Raw genomic sequence first — 20893 nt, 5'->3', positions numbered from 1 at the left:
AGGCGCACCACCCATGGTCGTGACCCTTACATTCCTCTGGCAAACGAATCCTTTTGGCATAAGACATCGCCAAAATCGATGCAGGTCGCCCCGCGAGCTGGTGCGAGCCGCGTGCATGGCACCCTTGCGCTCGCATTCTTAGGTAAACCTTTCTAAGGTCAGCCTTACCAAATGAAAGGATGGCCGTGAAGCCTCTCTCCGCTGTTGTGGTCTCGGTCTCGGTTGCCCTGCTCGGGGCAACGCTCACCTCCTGCTCCTCCGGCGACGCGCTGGTCGTCTACAACGCCCAGCACGAGCAGCTCATGGAGGAGCTGGTGCCGGCGTTCGAGAAGGAGACCGGCATCGACGTCGAGCTGCGCAACGGCAAGGACCTCGAGCTCGCTGCCCAGCTCGTCGCGGAGGGCAAGAAGTCGCCGGCCGACGTCTTCCTCACCGAGAACTCGCCGGCGATGGCCGCGGTCGAGCGGGAGGGCCTGCTGGCCACCCTGCCCGACGACGTGACCGCGCCGATCCCCGAGCAGTACCGACCGACGAGCAACGCCTGGACCGGGTTCGTGGCCCGCTCCACCGTGCTGGTCTACAACACCGACCAGATCACCGAGGCGGAGCTGCCCGCCTCGTTGCTCGACCTGGCCAAGCCGGAGTGGAAGGGCAAGGTCTCCTTCTCGCCGACCGGCGCCGACTTCCAGGCGATCGTCGCCGGGGTCCTGGCCACGGAGGGCGAGGAGGCCACCAGGAAGTGGCTCGAGGGGCTCAAGGCCAACGGCACCGTCTACGACGGCAACAACGTCGTGCTGGAGTCGGTCAACGCGGGCGAGATGCCGGTCGGGATCATCTACCACTACTACTGGTACCGCGACCAGGCCGAGTCCGGTGAGGTCAGCGACAACTCCAAGCTCCACTTCTTCGGCAACCAGGACCCCGGTGCCTTCGTCAGCGTCTCCGGGGCGGGCGTGCTGGCCTCGGCGAAGCACAAGTCCGATGCCGAGAAGTTCGTCGGCTATCTCACCGGCAAGACCGGCCAGCAGGGCCTGGCCGACAGCTACGCGCTGGAGTACCCGCTGAACCCCGAGGTCCAGCTCGACCCGCCGGTCAAGAAGTTCTCCGAGCTCGCGCCGCCCGCCGTGGCGGTCTCCGACCTCGACAGTGCTGCGGTGGTCGACATGATGACGGAAGTCGGTTTCCTCTGAGCAGCGTGCATCTCGGCACGTTGGACACCGTCCGGTACGGGCGGTGGCTGGTCCCGGTGCTGGCCGGCGCGATCGTCGCGGCCTGCCTGATCCCGGTCGGGTACGTCCTGTGGTCGGCCGCGTCGGTCGGCCCCTCCGAGGCGTACGACTTCCTGGTCCGGCCGCGGATCGGGGAGCTGCTGTGGAACACCGGACGGCTGGTGGTCGCCGGGGTCCTGCTCTCCGTCGTGTTCGGCGTCTGCGGGGCGTGGGTGGTCGAGCGGACCTCGCTGCCCCTGGCCGGATGGTGGCACGGCGCGCTGTGTGCGCCGCTGGCCATCCCGGCCTTCGTCAACGGCTACGCGTGGGTGGCGACCACCCACGCGGTGCAGTCCTATCCCGGGACGGTGCTCGTCGTCTCGCTGTCCTACTACCCGCTGGTCTACCTGCCCACGGTGGCCGCGCTGCGCCGCCTCGATCCCTCCCTGGAGGAGGTCGCGGCGGCGCTCGGCCGACGGCCGCGGGAGATCTTCTGGCGCGTGGTGCTGCCGACCCTCGCCCCGGCCGTCCTGGGCGGTGCGCTGCTGGTCGGGCTGCACCTGCTGGCCGAGTACGGCGCCCTGCAGCTGCTCAACTATCCGACCCTGACGACGGCGATCCTGCAGCAGTACGGCACGGCCTTCAACGGTCCCGCCGCGACCCTGCTGGCCAGCGTGCTGCTGCTGGCCTGCCTCGGGCTGCTCGCCCTGGAGATGCTCGTGCGCGGGCCGGCCCATCGCGCCCGGGTCGGCAGCGGCACCGCCCGCCCGGCGCCGAGGACGCGGCTCGGCCGCTGGACCGCGCCGGTCATGGTGGGGCTCGGACTCTTCGTGGCGCTGGCCGTCGGTCTTCCCGCGGCCAGCCTGGTGCGCTGGCTGGTCCGGGGCGCCTCGGCCGAGCTCGACCTGACCCGGCTGCTCCCGGCGGCCGGCACCAGCATCGGTCTCGCCGCCGTCGCCGGCCTGGTCGCGACGGCCGCGGCGCTCCCGGTCGTCTGGCAGGCGGTGCGCCACCGGTCCAGCTGGTCGCTGGGTGTCGAGCGGGCGGCGTACACCACCAGCGCGCTGCCGGGCGTCGTGGTCGCGCTGGCCCTGGTCACCGTCGCGATCGGTTGGCTGCCCGGGGTCTACCAGACCCTGCCGCTGCTGGTGGCGGCGTACGTCATCCTGTTCCTGCCGCGGGCGCTCGTCGCGGTGCGCGGGGTGCTGGAGCTGGTGCCGCCGCGGCTCGAGGAGGTCGCGCTGAGCCTGGGCCAGAGCCGGGCCGGGGCGATGCGGCGGGTCACGCTGCCGCTGCTCCTGCCTGGGCTGGCCACGGCCACCGCGCTCGTCGCGCTCGCGGTCTCGACCGAGCTGACCGCCACGCTGCTGCTGGCCCCGATCGGGACCACGACGCTGGCCACCGAGTTCTGGAGCGAGGCCTCCGCGGTCGCCTACGGGGCCGCGGCGCCTTACGCGCTCGCGCTGGTGCTGCTCGCGATCCCGGCGACGGTGCTGTTGGGACGTTCGTCGAGAGGATTGGCACGATGACGGTGGCACTGCAGGTGAGCGGGCTGCGCGCCGGACACAGCCGGCGCCAGGTGCTCGACGGGCTCGACCTGACCGTCGAGGACGGCGTGACCGCCGTGCTCGGGGCCTCCGGCTGCGGCAAGACCACCTTGCTGCGCTGCGTGGCCGGGTTCATCACGCCCACCGCCGGGGAGATCCGGATCGGCGGGCGCTCCGTCGCGGGGCTGGCGCCGCGGCGCCGCGGGATCGGGTACGTCCCGCAGGAAGGCGCGCTCTTCCCGCACCTCGACGTGGGCGGCAACATCGCCTTCGGGCTGGGGCGCTCGGTGTCCCGGGCCGAGCGGCAGGAGCGGGTGGCCGAGCTTCTCCGGCTGCTCGAGCTGCCCGCGGAGCTGGCCGACCGGCATCCGCACGAGCTCTCCGGCGGCCAGCAGCAGCGGGTCGCGGTGGCCCGTGCGCTCGCACCCCGGCCGGGTCTGGTGCTCCTCGACGAGCCGTTTTCCTCGCTCGACGCGGGGCTGCGGGAGGAGTCGGGGCGCGCGGTCGTGCGGGCGCTGCGTACGGCTGGCGCGGCAGCGCTGCTGGTCACCCACGACCAGGGCGAGGCGCTCTCGCTGGCCGACCAGGTGGCCGTGATGTCCGCCGGGCGCTTCCTGCAGGTCGGCTCCGCGGTGGACGTCTACCTGACCCCCGAGCATCCCACGGTGGCAGCCTTCCTCGGCTCGGCGACGCTGCTCCCCGGCGAGGCCGCCGGTGACGGGCGCGTCGACTCGCCGCTCGGCGAGGTCAGGCTCGCGGCGCCGCTGCCGGCCGGGCCGGTGACGTTGGTCGTGCGCTCCGAGCAGGTGCAGGTCTCGGCCGATGCCACCTCGGGGACCAAGGGCGTGGTCGAGGAGGTCTCCTTCTTCGGCCACGACGCCACCATCCGGGTGCGGCTGAGCGACGACGTACGCGTGACCGCCCGGGTCCCGGGCACCGGGATCCCGGACATCGGCGCCACGGTCTCGCTCGAGGTCCTCGGGCCGCTGGTCGGCTATCCCGGGGATGAGCGATGAGCTCGACGATCGCCACCGGGACCCATCTGCTCCTGAAGGGGCGGCCGGGGGATCCGGCGGTGATCACCGCCGAGTCGACCCTGACCTACGCCGAGCTGGAGCAGGCGGTGACGGACCGGGTGGCTGCGTACGGTCCCTCGCACGGGGTCGTGCTGCTCGAGGCCGGCAACGACCTGGACTCGGTGATCGGCTACCTGGCCGCGCTCGCCGCTCGGCGGCCGGTGCTGCTGACGCCGCCGGGCAGCGACCTCGGTGAGCTCCGGGCGCGCTACCGGGCCGCGTTCGAGGGCTCGGCGGAGCTCCACCCAGATCTCGCCCTGCTGCTGTCGACCTCGGGGTCGACCGGGTCGCCGAAGCTGGTCCGGCTCTCCCGGGACAACCTGGCGGCCAACGCGGCCAGCATCGCGGCCTATCTCGGGCTCACCTCCGCCGACCGGGCGATGAGCTCGCTGCCGCTGCACTACTGCTACGGCCTCTCGGTACTCAACTCCCACCTCAGCGCCGGGGCCGCGGTGATCCTCACCGACCTCTCGGTCGCCGACGAGTGCTTCTGGGACGTCGCCGCCCGCAACGGCGCCACCTCGTTCGCCGGGGTGCCCTACACCTTCGACCTGCTCGACACCTCGGGCTTCGCCGAGCGCTCGCTGCCGTCGCTGCGCTACATCACCCAGGCCGGCGGCAAGATGCCGCCCGAGACGGTCCGTCGCTATGCGGCGCTGGGGGAGTCTCGTGGCTGGGACCTGGTCGTGATGTACGGCCAGACCGAGGCCACCGCCCGGATGGCCTACCTCCCGCCGGACCTGGCCGCGAGCCGGCCCGAGGCGATCGGCATCCCGATCCCCGGCGGGCACTTCCGACTCGATCCTGTCGACGGTGTGGGCGAGGGCGTCGGCGAGCTGGTCTACACCGGGCCGAACGTGATGATGGGGTACGCCGAGAGCGTCGGCGACCTCGCCCGCGGTCCCGAGCTCACCGAGCTCCGCACCGGCGACCTCGCCCGTCAGGCCGACGACGGGCTGTGGGAGATCACCGGTCGGCGCAGCCGGTTCGGCAAGGTCCTCGGGCTGCGCCTCGACCTCGACCGGATCGAGTCGGAGCTCCGTCCTGGGGCGGTCCGCGCGGTCGCGCCGGGTGGCCGCCTGCATCTGTTCACCGCCGATCCAGCGTCAGTGGGTCGGCTGCCGGAACGCGTCGGCGGCATCGTGGCACTGCCGCGCGCGGCGGTCCAGGTCCACCGGATCGACGAGGTGCCGCGTACGCCGAACGGGAAGGTCGACTACGCCACCCTCAACGCCTGGGCGAGCGTGGCCGACGCGGCCGGGCCGCCGGACACCGGGTTGGCTGCGGGTGCGGACGCCGAGGCGCTGCGTACGGTCTACGCCACGGTGCTGGGGCGGCCCGACGCGACCGTGTCCGACAGCTTCGTCTCGCTCGGCGGCGACTCGCTCTCGTTCGTCGAGATCGCGACCCAGCTCGGCGAGCGGCTCGGCACGCTGCCCACGGGCTGGCAGCACCGCAGCATCACCGAGCTCGCGGCGAGCGCGCGGAGTCCGCGGCGCTGGCTGCGGCCCGTCGAGATCCCGGTGCTGCTGCGCGCGGTGGCCATCGTGGCCATCGTCGGCAGCCACGCGGACGTCTGGACCCTCCTCGGCGGCGCGCACATCCTGCTCGCGGTGGCCGGCTTCAACCTCGCCCGGTTCGGGCTCACCGCTGCGACACGGACTCTGCGCGCCCGTCGGCTGCTCCGGGGCGCGGCGGCGGTCGCCCTCCCGGCCGGTCTCTGGGTCGCCGCGGTGGCCCTGGTCAGCGACCGTTACCACTGGCCGACCGCGTTGGGGCTCAACCAGGCGTTCGGCAGCGACGGGTGGACGCGTGACTGGCAGCTGTGGTTCCTGGAGGTCATCACCTGGTCCTTCGCCGGGCTCGCCCTCCTGCTCCTGGTGCCCGTCCTGGACCGGTGGCAGCGGCGTCACCGGTTCGCCTCCGCTGTCGTGGTGGTCGGTGCAACCCTCGCCGTGCGGTACCTGTGGGTCGGCCTCGAGGCCGGCGCGACCGAGCGTTACACGATCGGCTGTGTCCTGTGGTGCGTGGCGCTGGGGTGGGCAGCGGCCGAGGCGGAGCGGCCGTGGCAGCGTGTCCTCGTCTCGGTGATGGTCGTGGTGGGGACGTACGGGTTCTTCGGGGATCCGGTCCGCGAGGCGACCGTCGCTCTCGGCATCCTCGTCCTGCTGGTCCCGTGGCCCGCCCTGCTGCCCTGGCCGCTGTCCCGGGTGACCGCCGTGCTCGCCGCCTCGTCGCTGTGGATCTACCTCGTCCACTGGCAGATCTATCCGGGGCTCGAAGCCGCCGGGCTGGGGTGGCTCGGCGTCCTCGCCTCCCTGGCTGCCGGGGTGGCTGTCGCGCTCGGGCCTGCCGCATGGGTCGCTCGAGCCCGGGTCGCTAGATTGACCGCGTGAGGATCACGGTCGTACGCGGGGACATCACCGAGCAGCCGGTCGATGCGGTCGTCAACGCCGCCAACTCGTCCTTGCTGGGCGGGGGAGGAGTGGACGGGGCGATCCACCGGCGCGGCGGCCCGGCGATCCTCGAGGAGTGCCGGCGGTTGCGGGCGGGACATCTCGGCGGCGGCCTGCCGGTCGGACAGGCGGTCGCGACGACGGCGGGGAACCTGCCCGCGCGGTGGGTGATCCACACGGTCGGCCCCGTGTTCGGCGACTACCAGGACAACGTCGGTCCGCTGGCCTCGTGCTTCCGCGAGTCGCTCCGGATCGCCGACGAGCTCGGAGCGCGCACCATCGCGTTCCCGGCGATCTCCACCGGCGTCTACCGCTACCCGCTCGAGGAGGCCGCGTACGTCTCGCTGTGGACCCTCGCCCGGACGCCGACCTCCGTCGAGGAGGTGCGCCTGGTGCTCTTCGACCAGAAGGCGTACGACGCCTTCGACCGTGCCCGCGAAGCCCTCGACCCGTCGGACGCCCAGATCGAGGCCGAGCTGCGGGGCGTGCCGGAGCAGAAGTGGCGTGAGCTCTTCGAGGTCGCCGACGGCCTGACGGCCGAGGACCGCGAGTTCACCTGGGGCGGTGGCGAGAAGAACGATGCCGGCGTGATCCAGTGGCCGTATCCGAAGTACAGCGACCGGCTGCGCCAGCTCTACGTCGCGCTCCCGAGCGCGAACGCCGACTGGATGAAATGGATGAACGGCAACCCGCTGCGCACCGAGCCTGCTCGCCTCGCCGCAGCGCCGGTCGCCGACGCTGCGCGGCTGGCGACTGTCTATGTTCGGGGTGAGCGGTTCAACGACGGGGTCTTCGGGCGTGCGTTCCAGGACGGCTCCATGGACGCGATCATCGCTCGGCTGCGTACGTGGGTCGACGCCGAGCGCTGAGATCATGACTCTTGTCTCGGGACGAGGTTTGGCGCGGCGCTCCGAGTGATGCCTTCGTGGTCGAGCTTGTCTGCTCCGGTGGTCGAGCTTGCCTGCTCCGGTGGTCGAGCTTGTCGAGACCACGTGTCGCGGACCAGCGATGCCCCGGTGGTCGAGCTTGTCGAGACCACCCTGTGCGTAACCGTTCTTCGTGGCGGATCTGGGCCGCCGACCCTTTCCTGAGGGTCTTCTCGATCTGCTCCGGCGTCAAGGACGGGCCTTCGGCCCGCCGGCTTCGCCGGCCGCTTCGCGGTCCTGGACTCCGGACCAGATCGAGAAAAGATCTGGCTGGCTATCGGGGCGGCGGCCCGGGTGTGGCGCAGCGAGATTCTTGTACGGGATCGGGATGCTCCGGGTGTAAGGGTGGCCCTTCGGGCCACTTACCGTCCACAGGAACGACGATGTTTGCTGACCGCGAAATGGGCTTTGACCTGGGGAAATAGGTGGATCGATCGGCCTGGAGGAGGTAGAATGAGACCCATCACAGCACACCTCTGAAGGAGGATCGTGATGAGTCTCGGGCGCGAGATCGACCACTGGGGAGCCAACCCCGGCGACGCGATCGACGCTGCCTTGAGCGCTATCGAATCCTCCCTCCAGGACCTCTTCGCGAGTGACCCTGTCTATTGGCGGACTAGTCAGAAGAAGGACGTGCTCGAGCGGTTGGAGAAGCTCCAGGCCCAGCAGGCTGCGTTGAAGCTGCGGGTGCTCGCATCGGCTGGTGACATCGCTGAAGAGACCGGCGCGAAAGACGCCTCGGGGTGGATGCGGGCCGAGCTGCTCGTCGACACGGCGGTGGCCCGCTCGCAGATCAAGCTGGCTGCCAGTGTCGCGAAGTACGAGTGCGTCGCCGTCGGGCTGGCTGAGGGTGTGGTGTCCCTGGACAAGGCTCGGGTGATCACCACGGCGCTGGACAAGATCGGCGCTGATCCGGTCGCCAGTGCCGAGGACCTGATCCTGGCCGAGAAGCTGCTGGTCGACCACGCCACTAGGTTGACCGCCCACGAGCTGCGGATCGTCGGGCGACGGATCCTGGCCGAGATCGACCCCGCCCGGTTCGAGGACGCCGAAGCCAAGGCACTGTTGGCGGAGGAGGAGCGTGCCCAGCAGAAGACCGGCCTGCGGGTGTGGGACAACCACGACGGCACGATCGGGTTCGACGGTGTTCTGCCGGTCTCGGTCGGGATGCGGTTCAAGCGGTTGGTCGAGGCCTACGCCCAACCCCGCAAACAACAACTCCTCGACAAGCAGGCCCCGTTGCCGCCGTGGGAGCGGTTGATGGGTCAAGGCTTCGCCCGGCTCCTGGAGACCATCGACCCGGCCGCCCTGCCCCGCCACGGCGGGGATGCCACCACCATCAACGTGGTGATCAGCCTCGAGGAGCTCCGCAAAGACCTCGGGATCGCGACCCTGGGCTACGACGAGGCCAACGGCACCACCATCAGTGCGGCCGAGGCCCGCAAGCTGGCGTGCAACGCCACCATCATCCCCTGGGTGCTGGGCGGAGACGGCGAGGTCCTCGACGCCGGCCGATCCAGCAGGCTATTCCAGCCCATCCAGCGCAAAGCGCTCCGGCTGCAGCACAAGTGCTGCCAGGCCGAAGGCTGCGACATGCCACCCGAATGGTGCGACGCCCACCACCTCGACCCCTGGGCAACCGGCGGCACGACGAATCTCAAGAACGGCGCCCTCCTGTGCCCACATCACCATCGCCTGGCGCACAGCCCTGCCTATGTTCATGAGCGGTTGCCGGACGGCACCATCCGATTCACTCGCCGCCCCTGAGTGCTCCGTCGGATACCCGCCGGAAGTGTCCGGTGGCTCGCCCTAGGTTCTGGGCATGGGTACGCATGTGGACATCGATCCGGCCATCCTCTACTTCGGCACGCCGGTGGTGGTGCTTTCGACGCTCAACGAGGACGGCAGCACGAACCTGATGCCGATGTCGTCGGTGTTCTGGTTGGGACGTACGGCGGTCCTCGGGATGGGGGCCTCGTCGCAGACGGCGCGCAACCTGAGGGAGCGGCCCGAGATCGTCCTCAATCTTCCCAGCGTCGACCTGGTGACCCAGGTGGACCGGCTGGCGCTGACGACGGGCAATGCGGCGATGTCGGCGGCGAAGGCGGAGCGTGGGTACGTGCACGTGGCTGACAAGTACGCGCACGCCGGGCTGACCGCGTACGGATCCGACACGGTGCTGCCGACGTCGGTCGCGGAATGCCCGGTGCACATCGAGGGGACCATCTCGGCGATCCACGAGCTCGGGGAGCCGAAGCTGCTCGCCGTGGAGGTCGCGGTGACGGCGGTGCGGGTCATGCCTCGTACGCCTCGAGGGTCATCCCAACCGGATCGATCCGGATCGGTGGCGGCCGCTGGTGATGAGCTTCCAGCAGTTCTACGGGCTGGGGGAGCGGGTCCACCCGTCGCGGTTGGCGAGCATCGACGAGGAGCTCTACCGCTGACCGGCGCCGGATCGATACATCCGGGCGGCGGAATGTGGGTCGGGTCGACATAGACCTGTGGCGGGCGCCACATCTACCGTCGATCTGCCCGCCGGGAGGCGGCGGGCGGGTCTCGCTCAGGAGGATCGGTCATGCGTCTCGGGTCACGGATCTCATCCAGGTTCAAGCACCGACGGATCGGTGCGGCGCTCGCGGGCCTCGGCCTGGTGCTCGCCGGTGGAGCGGCGCTCGCGGTCGCGCCCTCCGTAGAGCCTGCGGCGGCCGCAGGCACGTGGACGGCACGGACGGCGGGCGGCATGACCACCCAGCTGTACGTCCCCAGCACCCCTCCGACGCTCGGCACCGGGCGCGCGCTCATGGTCAGTCTGCACGGCTGCGTCCAGACCTCGGCCAACCTGCGCGACGGCGGCAACTGGACGGCGACCGCCGACGCCCGCGGCATGGTCGTCGCGGTCCCCGCGGCCCCGAACGGCGGCGTCATCCTCGGCTGCTGGGACTACTACGACAGCAACCACTCCCGGACCTCGCCGAGCCGGCATGATGACAACCTGCTCCAGCTGGTCAGCGACCTGCTCGCGGATCCGGCGCTGGACATCGACCCCGATCAGGTCTATCTCTCCGGGCTGTCCTCCGGTGGTGGCGAGACGATGGTGATGGGGTGCCTCGCGCCCGACGTCTTCGCCGGGATCGGGATCAACGCCGGACCGTCGGTCGGGACGACCTCGGGGCAGATCGGGTCCGTGGCGGTGACCCAGTCCCAGGTCACCAACACCTGCCGGACCTTCGCCGGCTCCGCCTCGTCAGGTTTCGGCAGCCAGGTCACCTCGGTGATCTACGGCTCCAACGACACCACCGTCGCGCCCGGCTACAACACCCTGAACGCTCAGGTCATGGCCGGGATCTACGGTGCCTCCTCGCAGTCGTCGTTCTCGCTGTCGGGCCTGGCCGGCAACAACACCGCCGGCTCGGGCACGCTCTGGTCGGACGGCAGCGGCCCGCGGGTCTCGCTGATCCAGAACACCGGCATGGGACACAACTGGCCGGCCGGCGGTGGCCCCGGTGGCTCCTACATCACGACGAACTCGATCGACTACCCGGCGTACGTCACGGACTTCTTCTTCGACAACAACCGCCGCGTCGATCGGAGCACCGAGCCGACCGACCCGCCGACCGAGGAGCCCACCGACCCGCCGACCGAGCCCGGCCTCTACTGCGGCTCGGCGACCAACGCCCAGCACCAGGCCGCCGGGCGAGCCCACTCCTACGGGACCAACCCCTACAACCCGTACTACGCCGATGTCTCGGAGGACTACATGGGCCAGGGCGACGCCACCGTGACGACCCTCCAGGAGTCGGCGGGCGGCCGCTTCGACGTGGTCACGACCTGCTGACGTAGGCTTCGTCTCCCGACGAGAACGAGGTGCAGCATGACAGCGAGCAGGTCCGCTCGGGAGCGGAAGGCAGCCTCGCAGGCCGGGCCGCTGGCCACGGTGAAGATCGATCTCGACGCGCAGGATCAGTTCGTCTACAAGATCACGTGCACGGAGTGCGTCGTCCGGGACAGGATCAAGTGGGCGACCTATCGTGCCGGTGAGGACAACGGCTTCATGGCGGCGATGGACCGATGGATCTTCCACCTCACGCAGAAGCACCCCGAGGCGGACGCGCCGTGCCTGAAGTTCCTGCCCGAGGCGCAGCAGCGGCAGCAGGAGCGGCGGGAAGGGCGTTCAGCAGGCTGACATGATCGACGTTGTCGACAGATCGCGGAGTCACCACTCGGCGATGATCGGCGAGTCGTGCTCCTGCTGCCTCCATACGGCGTCGATGTGTGCCAGCCGCTGGGGGGAGGCGATCCCGCGTACCGTGGAGATCTTCCCGCTGAGGACGTCGAACGCGACGACTCCGGCGACGCGGTCGTCCACGACGGCCAGGATCGCGGGCGCGCCGTTCACGAGTGCGTAGTGGATCACCGGCACGCCGCCGGCGATTCGCCGTTTCGCGGGCGACGGCCGGAAGCCTGCTCGGGCGATGGCTGCGACCTTGCCAGGAGTGTCGTAGCGCAGGATCCGCTCGCTGAGGCCGGCTCCATCGGTGATCGCGGTGGCATCGTCGGTGAGCAGCGTCACCAGTCGAGCGGTGTCGCCTGTCGACGCCGCCTCGAGGAATGCCTCGACGGTCCGGCGGGCCGATGCCGCATCGACGTCGACGAGCCCGCGGCGTCGGCCGGCAGCCACTCGTCGTCGAGCTCGATGCAGGTGCTGCTGGCTCGCAGCCTCGCTGATCTCCAGGATGTCGGCAATCTCGGCGTGGGTGTACGAGAAGGCCTCACGAAGGACGTAGACGCCGCGCTCGACGGGCGCGAGCCGCTCCATCAGCGCAAGCACGGCCAGCGAGACCATCTCGCGCTGCTCGACCGTCTCGGCGGGACCGAGCATCGGGTCGCCGTCGAGGACGGGCTCCGGCAACCAGGCGCTGGCGCGCTCCTTGCGCTTGTGCGCCGAGCGCAAGCGATCGAGGCTGAGGTTGGTGACGACCTTGGCCAACCACGCCTCGGGCACCTCGATCCGCTGGCGGTCGGCCGTCTGCCACCGAAGGTAGGCGTCCTGAACTGCGTCCTCGGCGTCGGACGCCGATCCCAACAGGCGGTACGCCAGCGAGGCCAGCCGGTCACGGCTGGCCTCGAAGCGATCCGCATCGAAGCGGTCGATGACGTCGCTCACGCTGCGACACGCTCCGCGACCGGCTCCGACGAGGTCGCCAGGCGCAGCCGGCGCCGGGGCAGACCGAAGGTGGGGTGCGCGACGGCCCACAGCGCGATCCTGAGGACGGCTGCCTTGAAGCGTACGGCCCGACGGCCGCCCACATACCTGGGCTTGGGTCGTCCCTGCTCGTCGACCATCTGCAAGATGGCGTCCTTCCGTCCGAGACTGATGTGGTTGCCGGGGTAGACGAGCTTTGTGGTCGGGATGTCGCGACCGGTGAGCTCGCCGATGATCGCCTCGATGGCCTGACGGCAGGTGTAGCCGGCCGATCCGCACGACATCGGTAGCGGCTTCCCGTTGTCGCCGATCGCGTGCGCGCTGTCTCCGACGGCGTAGACGTTGGGGTGCGAGGTCGACCGCATCATCCGGTCGACGACGATCTGGCCCGAATCGGTGACGTCGAGGCCACTGGCAGCGGCGATGGGGCTGACCGCGAACCCTGCCGTCCACGCGGTGGCGTCAGCAGGCAGCACCGTGCCGTCGGAACAGAGGACGCGGGTGTCCTCGACGGACTCGACCCGCGCGTGCTCGACCACGGTGACCCCCAGCCGGTCGTAGGTCCGGTGCAGATGGCGCCGGGCACCGGCCGAGAGCCGGGCGCCGAGCTCACCGTGGGCGACCAGGGTCACCGCCAGCTCCGGCCGGGACTCGGCGATCTCCGCGGCCGTCTCGATGCCGGTCAACCCGTCGCCGACCACGACCACCTCTCCGCCCCGTCCGCTCCTGCTCAGCGCCTCGAGGCGACGACGGAGCCGGAGCGCGGCCGGCCGGCTCGCGATGTCGAAGGCGTACGTGTCCGCGCCGGGCACCTGGAAGGCGCCGCTGCTGCCCAGCGCGTAGACCAGGGTGTCGTACCCGATCTCCTCACCGCCGTCGGCGTCGGCGACACCGACGATCTGACGGGTCGGGTCGATGTCGAGGACTCGTGCCAGACGCAGGTTGATTCCGGTCCCGGCGAAGACGTCGGTGAGCTTCGGCGCCTCGACCTCCTGTCCGGCGGCGAGCTGGTGCAGCCGCAGACGCTGGACGAAGTCCGGTTCGGCGTTGACGACGGTGATCTCGACGTCGTTCGGCGACAGCCGGCGGGCGAGGATGCCGGCTGCGTACGCTCCGGCGTAGCCGGCTCCGAGCACGACGAGGCGGTGTCTGCGTGACTCGTTCATGGCGATGCTCCTTCTCTCTGATGTGCAGGCGAGAGATGAGCGAGGAAGCGGGCTGTTTCCTGACACCCGAGCAGTGTGATCTAGGACACATTCGCCTCGGCGGTGGCCTTGATCTCCTCGAACTGTGCGCCCATCCGGGCGGCGAGGGCCTCGGCGGCCCGCAGCGGGCGGACCATCACCTTGAAGTCGACGATCTTCCCCTCCTCGTCGTAGGTGAGGAAGTCGCAGCCGTTGAGGTCGAGGCCGTCGACCTTGGCGGTGAACTCGTAGGCGTGGTGGGCGCCGTCGTGGATCTCGCGTACGTAGGTGAAGTCCTCGAACACCTTCACGACCGCGCGCAGGATCGCGGCGGTGATCGCCCGGCCGGGGTAGGGCTTGAACGCGACCGGGCTGGTGAACACGACGTCGTCGGCCAGCATCGACTCGACGGCGTCCATGTCCTTTGCCTCGATCGCCTCGCGGAAGGTGGTCATCTGTGGCTTCCTCCTGGGTCGGTTGGTGGAAGAGAGCCTAGAGGGACGGCGGATGCGGCGTGCCGTTCCTCACCGTCCCGCCGCCGTTGCCGAGCGCGTAGCCGATGCCGATGCCCACCGCGGCAGGGACGAGGACGAGACCGGTGAGGAACGGGGTCAGGCTCCAGAAGTCGCTCCACAGCACGCCGAGGTCACGATCCCCTTCGAACCAGATCCGGATCGGGCCGCTGAGGCCGACCGCGCCGGCGACCAGCGCCCACCGCACGAACACGGGCGCGAGACGCTTCGCGTGGAATCCGTCCCACAGGCCCCAGAGTCCGGAGACGGTGAGCAGCAGCGCGAAGTAGAGCAGGCCGGCGCCGATGGTGGCGTCGTCGGTACGGAAGAGGATGTCTGTTGCGACCGAGAACAGGACGCTGCCGCCGACCATCGCGGCCAGCCGTACGAAGAGCTTCATGTCTTCAGGATCCTGGATCGAAGGCACGAGGCGCATGAGCGCGGGTACTCAGGTCCGGGGGAACGGCTCGGGGCTTGACAGCCGCCGAGAGGGGAGCCAAGGTCACGACGGTGGAAGCGAGCAGCGACCGGCAGACCAGCCGGGACCCCGGCTTCGTGCCGGGAGGCGCGGTCCGTGCGACGACGATGCCGCTCGCCGCAGCCAGGGGCACGGGCAAGATGGCCGCCCTCACCATCGACGACGGGCCCAACCCCGGCGAGACCGATCGCTTGCTGGACATCCTCGCGGCCCACGAGGTGACCGCGGTGTTCTGTGTCATCGGCCAGAACATCACCGCCACCGGCGGCGCCGACATCCTGAGGCGCATCGTCGCCGAGGGCCACACGCTGTGCAACCACTCCACCTCCTACGCCGACATGGGCACCTGGACACGCTCCCAGGTCGAGCGGGATCTCTTGGACAACCTCGCGACGATCCGGGAGGTGCTGGGAGACCCGGCTCAGGAGGTGCCCTACTTCCGGGCGCCGAACGGCAGCTGGGGTGCCACCGGAGAGGTTGCCGCGTCCCTCGGTATGCAGCCGCTCGGGCTGGGCAACGTGATCTTCGACTGGGACGGCAACGACCTCTCCGAGGAGACCCTGACGAACAACCTTCGTGCGGCGATCCAGCCCGGCGCGGTGGCCCTGGCCCACGACGGGGGCGGCAACCGCGAGAACACCGTCCGCGCGGTCGCGACGGTGCTCCCGGAGAAGCTCGCCGAGGGCTACATTTTCACCCTGCCTCGGGGCGGCGTCCCGGACGCGGACTGGACGCCGGAGCCGTAGACCGCCCGGCCGTCACCGCGTGACGGTCACCTCGGTTCGCGAGCTGCCTGGCTCGAGCTCGAACGCCGCGGTCGAGTCCTCGACGCTGACCCGGTAGTCGCCCGCCCAGCCTTGCACCTTCACGCGCCCCTCGGAGTCGGTGCGTAGGTGCGTCGGCCCAGTCCACCACTCCTGCTTCACCAGGCGGTGGAGCGCGTCGTACGCCGGTTTCGGTGTGCCGTCGGCGCGCACCAGCCCCGCGGGTGCTCCGAGCCAGGACCCGAGGTCCGTGAGGCCCCAGTAGGTGACCGCCTCGACCGACGGGTGGGAGAGCAGGGTGCGGTAGTGGCGTACGAGCTCGTCGGCCTGCCGCTCCTCGCCCTCGGGAGTCGAGGGCCAGCTGGGCACCTGGTGGTCGTTGAGGTCCTCGATGTCGGCCGGCATCAGGTCGCCGGAGAGGAGCGTCGTCTCGCTGAGGTGGAGCGGGAGGCCGAAGCGGGCGAACCGCTCAAGGACCTCCAGGGTCCGCTCCTCACCCCAGTAGCCCTGATGCATGTGGCTCTGCAGCCCGATCGCGTCCACCCGGATCCCCGCCTCGAGCACGCCTTCGATGAGGCACTCGTAGGCCGTGGACATGTTGAAGTCGTTGAGGACGAGACGTACGCCGGGATCGGCGTCCCGCGCCTCGTCGAAGGCCAGGCGTGCCATCGGGATGCGGCCGAGCTGCCGGCACAGCCGGGTGATGGCGTTCTCGCGCTCCTCGTTGTCGAAGACGGGCATGATCACCAGCTCGTTGATCGCGTCCCAGGTCTCGACCAGCCCGTCGAACGCGGTGACCTCGCGGTGGATCCGGGCGCGGAGTACCTGCTCGACCTCCTCGGTCGGTGCGTCGAGGAGCCAGGCGGGGGAGAGGGTGTGCCAGGCCAGCGGATGCCCCTTGAGGGACACTCCGCGGTCGCGGAACCAGCGTGCCGCGGTGAGAAGTCGCTCGGTCTCCGGCTCGCCCCGTACGGGCTCGAAACCCGACCAGTAGAACGGGAGCGTCGCCGTGTTGAACACCGCCAGCCAGAGATCCACGAGCCGCTCGGCCGTCTCGGGGTCGGCGCCGCCGAAGACCGCGCCTGGAGCCTCGGCCGTGTCGGCGTTGGCGAGACCGATGAAGTCGAAGCCGATGTTGCCGAAGGCGAAGGCGTGGCGGGTCTGCTCGACGACCACCTCGGTGTCGGCGTAGGCGCTGCCGTCGGGGCGGCGCAGCGTCAGCATCGTCTCGTGGGAGCGGTGGCGGAGAGTGGGGTCGGGGGAGAGCAGCTGGTTCACGGGAGACCTTCGGGGGTGAGGTTACGCGGGTGTAAATCGTTATCGACAACGATTGAAGAGCGCAAGGGTTTGCTCGAGCAGAGGTCGGCTAGATTGCGCGTCATGAGTGGATCGACGAGCAACCGGAGTGCCCTGGTGGTCGGTGCGGGGATCGGCGGGCTCACCGCAGCGCTCGCGCTGTCGCGGACGGGTTGGCAGGTGACCGTCCTGGAGCGGGCTCCGGAGCTCGGCGAGGTCGGTGCCGGCCTCTCGATCTGGCCGCGGGCGTGGGGGATCCTGTCCGACCTCGGGGTCGCCGACCGGCTCGTCGACGGGACCCGCCCGGCGATCCAGGCGGGGTTGCGCCGACCTGACGGGCGCTGGCTGGTGAAGGTGCGTGCCGATGCCGTGGAGCGCACCCCGGTCATGGTGCATCGGGCGCGGCTGCACTCGGCGCTGGTGGCGACGCTGGCGGAGCGCGACGGGGTCGAGGTACGCACCGGGGTGGCCGTCACCGGCCTGGCCGGCCTCGACGACTTCGACTCCCGTGGCCCGGCCGATCTGGTGGTCGCCGCCGACGGCATCCGCAGCGTGATCCGGAAAGAGCTGCACCAGCGGGAGGACGTACGTCATGCCGGCTACACCGCCTATCGCGGCGTCACCGCGGAGCCGGTGCCGGGCGAAGCCTCGAGCACGGGCGGAGAGACCTGGGGGACCGGGGTGCGGTTCGGCCACGTCCCGCTGGTGGACGGCCGGACCTACTGGTTCGCAACCGCCAACCGGCCCGCCGGGGAGACCAGCGGCGATCACTACGCCGACGTCACCGCGTTGGTCGGTGACTGGCACGACCCGATCCCGCAGCTGCTGGCCGCGACCCCTGCCGGCGCGGTCATCCGTGGCGACATCTGCGACCTGCGGCTCCCGCTGAGGCGGTTCGACCACGGCCGCGTCGTGCTGCTCGGCGACGCCGCGCACGCGACCACACCCAACCTCGGCCAGGGCGCCTGCGCCGCCATCGAGGACGCCGCCGTCCTGGCCGCCCAGCTCGCCGGTCACGCTCGCATCGACAGCGCGCTGGTCGCCTACGACCGCACCCGGCGCCCCGCGACCCAGCGGCTGGTGCGGGCCTCCCGGCTGGTCGGTGCGCTCGGCCAGATCGAGAACGGGCCGGTCGTGGCTGCCCGCGATGCCGGCCTCGCCGGGCTGGGGGCGATCGCGGGGCTGCTCAGCAGGTAGCCGTCACAGGCATGGGGCGACCGGTGTCTGGATGACCATGACGGCTACCTATCTCGCTCTGACCTTCGTCGCCTCGGTCGCCGCCCTCGGCGGGGCGGTCCTCAATCTGACCGGCCACCGGATACCTGTGACCGAGGCCCAACGGCTCTCGGTGCCGTTGGAATGGTTGAGCTTCCCGATCGGGGTGTCCTACGCGCTGGGCTTCCTCGGTCTGCTGGTCGGCGTGGCGGTGCCGGCGGTCGGGATCGTCGCGGCCGCCGGGTTCGTGGCTTTCTTCGTGCTCGCGATCGGCGCGCACCTGCGGGTGGGCGACCGGAGCCTGGGGCGCGCCGGGGCCGGTCTCGCGCTGGCGGTGGCCACCCTAGTCGTCACCGGGATGTACGCCGCGGGGCAGGACGATCTCGGCGGGGCCGTGTCGGCGTACGTCAGTGATCTGCCGGACCCGTGGTGGCCGGTCGTGCTGCTCGCGGTGATCCAGATCGGCGACGCGGTGATGTGCTTCAAGCCGGTCGGGTTCATCGCCCGGTGCTTCACCGATGTCGGGCTGCCGCGGGCGCTGTGGCCGGTGATGCCGTGGGTCAAGGTCGCCGCCACCGTCGGTCTGGTCGCCGGGCTGTGGGTGCCGTACGTCGGTGCGCTGACCAGTGCGGCCCTGATCGTCTACTTCGTGTGTGCCGTGGCCGCACACATCCAAGCCCGGGACATCGGCCGCAACCTCTTCCTCAACGCCACGCTGTCGCTGGTCCTGTGCATGGCCGTGTTCGTGTTCTGCTTCCTGCGCTGAGCCGTGTCTAGGCCGCACCGAACAGGGGCAGGCACGGCTCCACGCCGCTGACTTCGACGCCGCTGCGGTCGTTGCGCTCCCACCGTTCCCGGCCGAGCCGGAGGCGGTGGGAGACCAGCACCTCGCCGTCGCGTACGTCGCGCGAGATGCCGTCGGGCTCGTAGCCGAGCTTGCTGGACACCCCGACGGAAGCGGCGTTGTCGGGGAAGGCCTCGGAGGTGGCGTAGGCGGTGCCGAGGATGTCGAAGGCCAGGGTGAGCGCGCCGAGACGGGCCTCGGTGCCGAAGCCGCGGCGGTGGTGGGGCAGGCCGAGCCAGGAGGTGGTGCTCACCTCGCGGCGCTCGGCGAACTCGGTCGCCGAGACCCACACGACGCCGATCGGACGTGCATCGAGGAAGACGGTGAGGCCGAGGCTCCAGTCGCCGGGCCGCCACTCGGCCCGGCTGCCCCAGGCTCCGCGCAGCACGTGGCGGGCGCGTTCCAGCGGCGGCTGCTCCGCCCAGGGCGTCAGGAACGGCCGTTCGTTCGGCTCGTGCACGCCGTCCGCCGCGACCTGGGCCAGGCGCGCGAGCTCGTCGTCGGTCGGCAGCCGCAGCTCCAGCCGCGGGGTCCGGATCACCAGGCCGAACAGCGGCCACACCTCGGTCAGGGTCATCGGGCCATCATCGAGACTGGCCGGTGCCGCGGGCAACCGCTTATCCCCGCTCGGCGGCGCCGGCGTCCCGCACGTACTCGAGAAGGTCGGGAGCCGCCGAGGTGTAGCGGTCGACCTCCTCGCCGCTGTCGCAGGTGCACAGCACGATGGTGACCTCGCCGGCACGTGGCCAGATCGCCTCCCAGGTCGCGCCGGCCTGCTCCCAGCGGAGCAGTCGCTCGAGATCGTCTGTCATCGTTCTGGGTCGGGTGGTCAGCCGAGGACGGCGTCGACGGACTGGGCCCAGAGGCCGGCGGCCTCGTCGATGTCAGTGGAGTCGACCACCAGGGCCGGGATGAACCGCACGACCTGGCCCCAGGCGCCGCAGGTGAGCAGCAGCAGGCCGCGCCTGGCCGCCTCCTGCTGGGCCGCGGCGGCGGTGGCGCCGTCGGGCTCGCCGTCGGGCGTGCGGAACTCGTTGCCGAGCATCAGCCCGAGGCCGCGTACGTCGGTGATCGCCTCGTGCTTGCTCGCGACCTGCTCCAGGGCGGAGCGGAGCTCGGCGCCGCGCTCGGCGGCGTTCTTCACCAGGTCCTCCTCCTCGATGACGTCGAGGGTGGCCAGGGCCGCCGCGCACGCGACGGCGTTGGCACCGTAGGTGCCGCCCTGGGAGCCCGGCCAGGCCTTCGACATCAGCTCCTCGCTCGCCGCGATCGCGGACAGCGGGAAGCCGGAGGCCAGGCCCTTGGCGGTCATGATGATGTCGGGCCGGGAGTTGAAGTGGTCGTGTCCCCAGAACTCGCCGGTGCGGCCGAAACCGGTCTGGACCTCGTCGATGACGAGCAGGATCCCGTGCCTGTCGGCACGCTCGCGCAGACCGTCGAGGAAGGCCCGGTCAGCGGGTACGTAGCCGCCTTCGCCGAGGACCGGCTCGACGAGGAACGCGGCGGTGTCGGCCGGAGCGCTCTGGGTCTGCAGGGTGTAGTCGAGCTGGCGCAGCGCGAACTCGGTCGCCTGCTCCTGCGGCCAGCCGAAGTGGGGCGCGTCGGGGAAGGGGGAGACCACGACGCCGGGCATCAGCGGGCTGAACCCCGCGCGGAACTTGGTGCCCGAGGTGGTCATCGAGGCGGCTGCGACGGTGCGGCCGTGGAAGCCGCCGTGGAAGACGATGATGTTGGGCCGGCCGGTGGCCTGGCGGGCCAGGCGGACCGCGGCCTCGGCCGCCTCCGAGCCGGAGTTGGCGAAGAAGAGGCTGTCGAGGCCGTCGGGGAGCACGGACCCGAGCCTGTCGACCAGGTCGAGGAGCGGTCGGTGCCTGACCGTCGTGTACTGCCCGTGGATCAGCTTGGCGATCTGGCGCTGCGTCGCCTCGACGACCTTCGGATGACTGTGGCCGGTGCTGGTCACGCCGATGCCGGCGGTGAAGTCGAGATAGCGGCGATCGTCCTCGTCGAAGAGCTGGACGCCTTCGCCGCGAGCCGCCACGACCGGAGTTGCCTGCTTGAGGACGGGGGAGAGCTTGGCCACCGTGGACTCCTGTCGATTGTTGACAATCTGACCCGCTACTACACTAGGCCAGCGTCCGCCGGCTGTCAGCCGGACGGCCGGATGCCGACCTGGGAGGCTGA

Annotated in this window: 20 protein-coding genes and 1 pseudogene; 13 read left to right on the top strand and 8 right to left on the bottom strand. The window is 70.7% G+C overall.

From position 1 onward, the window contains the following. The first annotated feature begins 179 nt into the window (after positions 1 to 179). From OG984_RS08810 to OG984_RS08765, 10 genes and pseudogenes are all read left to right on the top strand, one after another. Positions 180 to 1190: an iron ABC transporter substrate-binding protein gene (locus OG984_RS08810; RefSeq protein WP_328531211.1), complete on the top strand. Its 1011-nt coding sequence runs from the start codon at positions 180 to 182 to the stop codon at positions 1188 to 1190. Between the two features lie 5 nt (positions 1191 to 1195). Next, positions 1196 to 2737 carry an ABC transporter permease gene (locus OG984_RS08805; RefSeq protein ID WP_328531210.1) on the top strand — a complete coding sequence of 514 codons (1542 nt, stop codon included), beginning with the start codon at positions 1196 to 1198 and terminating at the stop codon, positions 2735 to 2737. Further along, positions 2734 to 3771, top strand: coding sequence for an ABC transporter ATP-binding protein (locus OG984_RS08800; protein WP_328531209.1), 1038 nt, complete (start codon positions 2734 to 2736; stop codon positions 3769 to 3771). Before OG984_RS08805 ends, OG984_RS08800 begins: the two co-directional genes overlap by 4 nt. Then, positions 3768 to 6227 (top strand): AMP-binding protein, encoded by a 2460-nt coding sequence (locus OG984_RS08795; RefSeq protein ID WP_328531208.1) that lies wholly within the window; start codon positions 3768 to 3770, stop codon positions 6225 to 6227. Before OG984_RS08800 ends, OG984_RS08795 begins: the two co-directional genes overlap by 4 nt. Further along, positions 6224 to 6700, top strand: a pseudogene (locus OG984_RS08790) (O-acetyl-ADP-ribose deacetylase); the annotation flags it as partial. The gene OG984_RS08795 and the pseudogene OG984_RS08790, both read left to right, overlap by 4 nt. Next, the gene (locus tag OG984_RS08785) at positions 6680 to 7156 is read left to right on the top strand and encodes a DUF6508 domain-containing protein (protein ID WP_328532341.1); all 477 of its coding nucleotides are present in this window, start codon (positions 6680 to 6682) and stop codon (positions 7154 to 7156) included. The pseudogene OG984_RS08790 and the gene OG984_RS08785, both read left to right, overlap by 21 nt. 549 nt (positions 7157 to 7705) lie before the next feature. Beyond that, positions 7706 to 8980: an HNH endonuclease signature motif containing protein gene (locus OG984_RS08780; RefSeq protein ID WP_328531207.1), complete on the top strand. Its 1275-nt coding sequence runs from the start codon at positions 7706 to 7708 to the stop codon at positions 8978 to 8980. A gap of 55 nt (positions 8981 to 9035) precedes the next feature. Beyond that, the gene (locus OG984_RS08775; protein WP_328531206.1) at positions 9036 to 9710 is read left to right on the top strand and encodes a flavin reductase family protein; all 675 of its coding nucleotides are present in this window, start codon (positions 9036 to 9038) and stop codon (positions 9708 to 9710) included. Between the two features lie 78 nt (positions 9711 to 9788). After that, positions 9789 to 11048 (top strand): extracellular catalytic domain type 1 short-chain-length polyhydroxyalkanoate depolymerase, encoded by a 1260-nt coding sequence (locus tag OG984_RS08770; RefSeq protein WP_328531205.1) that lies wholly within the window; start codon positions 9789 to 9791, stop codon positions 11046 to 11048. Positions 11049 to 11084: 36 nt separating this feature from the next. Further along, complete coding sequence (locus OG984_RS08765; RefSeq protein ID WP_328531204.1) at positions 11085 to 11396, top strand: hypothetical protein; 312 nt, start codon at positions 11085 to 11087, stop codon at positions 11394 to 11396. 30 nt (positions 11397 to 11426) lie between these two features. On the opposite strand, the gene OG984_RS08760 is transcribed toward OG984_RS08765, so the two are convergent. From OG984_RS08760 to OG984_RS08745, 4 genes are all read right to left on the bottom strand, one after another. Then, positions 11427 to 12377, bottom strand: a complete 951-nt coding sequence (locus OG984_RS08760) for a sigma-70 family RNA polymerase sigma factor (protein WP_328531203.1) — start codon at positions 12375 to 12377, stop codon at positions 11427 to 11429. Further along, positions 12374 to 13582, bottom strand: a complete 1209-nt coding sequence (locus OG984_RS08755) for an NAD(P)/FAD-dependent oxidoreductase (protein WP_328531202.1) — start codon at positions 13580 to 13582, stop codon at positions 12374 to 12376. Before OG984_RS08755 ends, OG984_RS08760 begins: the two co-directional genes overlap by 4 nt. Positions 13583 to 13662: 80 nt before the next feature. Continuing rightward, a complete protein-coding gene (locus OG984_RS08750) occupies positions 13663 to 14055 on the bottom strand; it encodes a nuclear transport factor 2 family protein (RefSeq protein ID WP_328531201.1) in 393 nt (130 codons plus the stop codon). Positions 14056 to 14092: 37 nt separating this feature from the next. Next, positions 14093 to 14512, bottom strand: a complete 420-nt coding sequence (locus tag OG984_RS08745; RefSeq protein WP_328531200.1) for a hypothetical protein — start codon at positions 14510 to 14512, stop codon at positions 14093 to 14095. A gap of 110 nt (positions 14513 to 14622) precedes the next feature. Between OG984_RS08745 and OG984_RS08740 the strand changes: the two genes are divergently transcribed. Continuing rightward, a complete protein-coding gene (locus OG984_RS08740; protein WP_328531199.1) occupies positions 14623 to 15336 on the top strand; it encodes a polysaccharide deacetylase family protein in 714 nt (237 codons plus the stop codon). A gap of 12 nt (positions 15337 to 15348) precedes the next feature. Here the strand turns inward: OG984_RS08740 and OG984_RS08735 are convergent, their stop codons facing one another. Further along, positions 15349 to 16632: an endo-1,4-beta-xylanase gene (locus OG984_RS08735; protein WP_328531198.1), complete on the bottom strand. Its 1284-nt coding sequence runs from the start codon at positions 16630 to 16632 to the stop codon at positions 15349 to 15351. Between the two features lie 102 nt (positions 16633 to 16734). On the opposite strand from OG984_RS08735, the gene OG984_RS08730 reads away from it, so the two are divergent. Both OG984_RS08730 and OG984_RS08725 read left to right on the top strand, forming a co-directional pair. Then, the gene (locus OG984_RS08730; protein WP_328531197.1) at positions 16735 to 17847 is read left to right on the top strand and encodes an FAD-dependent oxidoreductase; all 1113 of its coding nucleotides are present in this window, start codon (positions 16735 to 16737) and stop codon (positions 17845 to 17847) included. Between the two features lie 31 nt (positions 17848 to 17878). After that, entirely contained in the window at positions 17879 to 18631 is a 753-nt protein-coding gene (locus OG984_RS08725) for a DoxX family protein (protein WP_328531196.1), read from the top strand. A 7-nt stretch (positions 18632 to 18638) separates the two neighbouring features. Here OG984_RS08725 and OG984_RS08720 read toward each other — a convergent pair whose 3' ends face one another. The 3 genes from OG984_RS08720 to OG984_RS08710 are packed head-to-tail and all read right to left on the bottom strand — an operon-like array spanning position 18639 to position 20792. Then, positions 18639 to 19286 carry a GNAT family N-acetyltransferase gene (locus OG984_RS08720; RefSeq protein WP_328531195.1) on the bottom strand — a complete coding sequence of 216 codons (648 nt, stop codon included), beginning with the start codon at positions 19284 to 19286 and terminating at the stop codon, positions 18639 to 18641. A 40-nt stretch (positions 19287 to 19326) separates the two neighbouring features. Beyond that, the gene (locus tag OG984_RS08715) at positions 19327 to 19521 is read right to left on the bottom strand and encodes a hypothetical protein (protein ID WP_328531194.1); all 195 of its coding nucleotides are present in this window, start codon (positions 19519 to 19521) and stop codon (positions 19327 to 19329) included. A 17-nt stretch (positions 19522 to 19538) separates the two neighbouring features. Next, positions 19539 to 20792, bottom strand: coding sequence for an aspartate aminotransferase family protein (locus tag OG984_RS08710; protein WP_328531193.1), 1254 nt, complete (start codon positions 20790 to 20792; stop codon positions 19539 to 19541). Positions 20793 to 20893 lie beyond the last annotated feature (101 nt).

Source organism: Nocardioides sp. NBC_00368, from assembly GCF_036090055.1.
Lineage (GTDB): Bacteria > Actinomycetota > Actinomycetes > Propionibacteriales > Nocardioidaceae > Nocardioides.
Note: the sequence above shows the minus strand (reverse complement) of the source record. Positions and strands in the feature narration are given on the sequence as shown.

What these genes read in the sequence shown, in the direction of transcription:
- OG984_RS08810 (WP_328531211.1), top strand. Translation starts at nt 180, where the DNA reads ATGGCCGTGAAGCCTCTCTCCGCTGTTGTGGTCTCGGTCTCGGTTGCC.
- OG984_RS08800 (WP_328531209.1), top strand. Translation starts at nt 2,734, where the DNA reads ATGACGGTGGCACTGCAGGTGAGCGGGCTGCGCGCCGGACACAGCCGG.
- OG984_RS08795 (WP_328531208.1), top strand. Translation starts at nt 3,768, where the DNA reads ATGAGCTCGACGATCGCCACCGGGACCCATCTGCTCCTGAAGGGGCGG.
- OG984_RS08780 (WP_328531207.1), top strand. Translation starts at nt 7,706, where the DNA reads ATGAGTCTCGGGCGCGAGATCGACCACTGGGGAGCCAACCCCGGCGAC.
- OG984_RS08775 (WP_328531206.1), top strand. Translation starts at nt 9,036, where the DNA reads ATGGGTACGCATGTGGACATCGATCCGGCCATCCTCTACTTCGGCACG.
- OG984_RS08770 (WP_328531205.1), top strand. Translation starts at nt 9,789, where the DNA reads ATGCGTCTCGGGTCACGGATCTCATCCAGGTTCAAGCACCGACGGATC.
- OG984_RS08765 (WP_328531204.1), top strand. Translation starts at nt 11,085, where the DNA reads ATGACAGCGAGCAGGTCCGCTCGGGAGCGGAAGGCAGCCTCGCAGGCC.
- OG984_RS08755 (WP_328531202.1), bottom strand. Translation starts at nt 13,582, where the DNA reads ATGAACGAGTCACGCAGACACCGCCTCGTCGTGCTCGGAGCCGGCTAC.
- OG984_RS08750 (WP_328531201.1), bottom strand. Translation starts at nt 14,055, where the DNA reads ATGACCACCTTCCGCGAGGCGATCGAGGCAAAGGACATGGACGCCGTC.
- OG984_RS08745 (WP_328531200.1), bottom strand. Translation starts at nt 14,512, where the DNA reads ATGAAGCTCTTCGTACGGCTGGCCGCGATGGTCGGCGGCAGCGTCCTG.
- OG984_RS08730 (WP_328531197.1), top strand. Translation starts at nt 16,735, where the DNA reads ATGAGTGGATCGACGAGCAACCGGAGTGCCCTGGTGGTCGGTGCGGGG.
- OG984_RS08725 (WP_328531196.1), top strand. Translation starts at nt 17,879, where the DNA reads ATGACCATGACGGCTACCTATCTCGCTCTGACCTTCGTCGCCTCGGTC.
- OG984_RS08720 (WP_328531195.1), bottom strand. Translation starts at nt 19,286, where the DNA reads ATGACCCTGACCGAGGTGTGGCCGCTGTTCGGCCTGGTGATCCGGACC.
- OG984_RS08715 (WP_328531194.1), bottom strand. Translation starts at nt 19,521, where the DNA reads ATGACAGACGATCTCGAGCGACTGCTCCGCTGGGAGCAGGCCGGCGCG.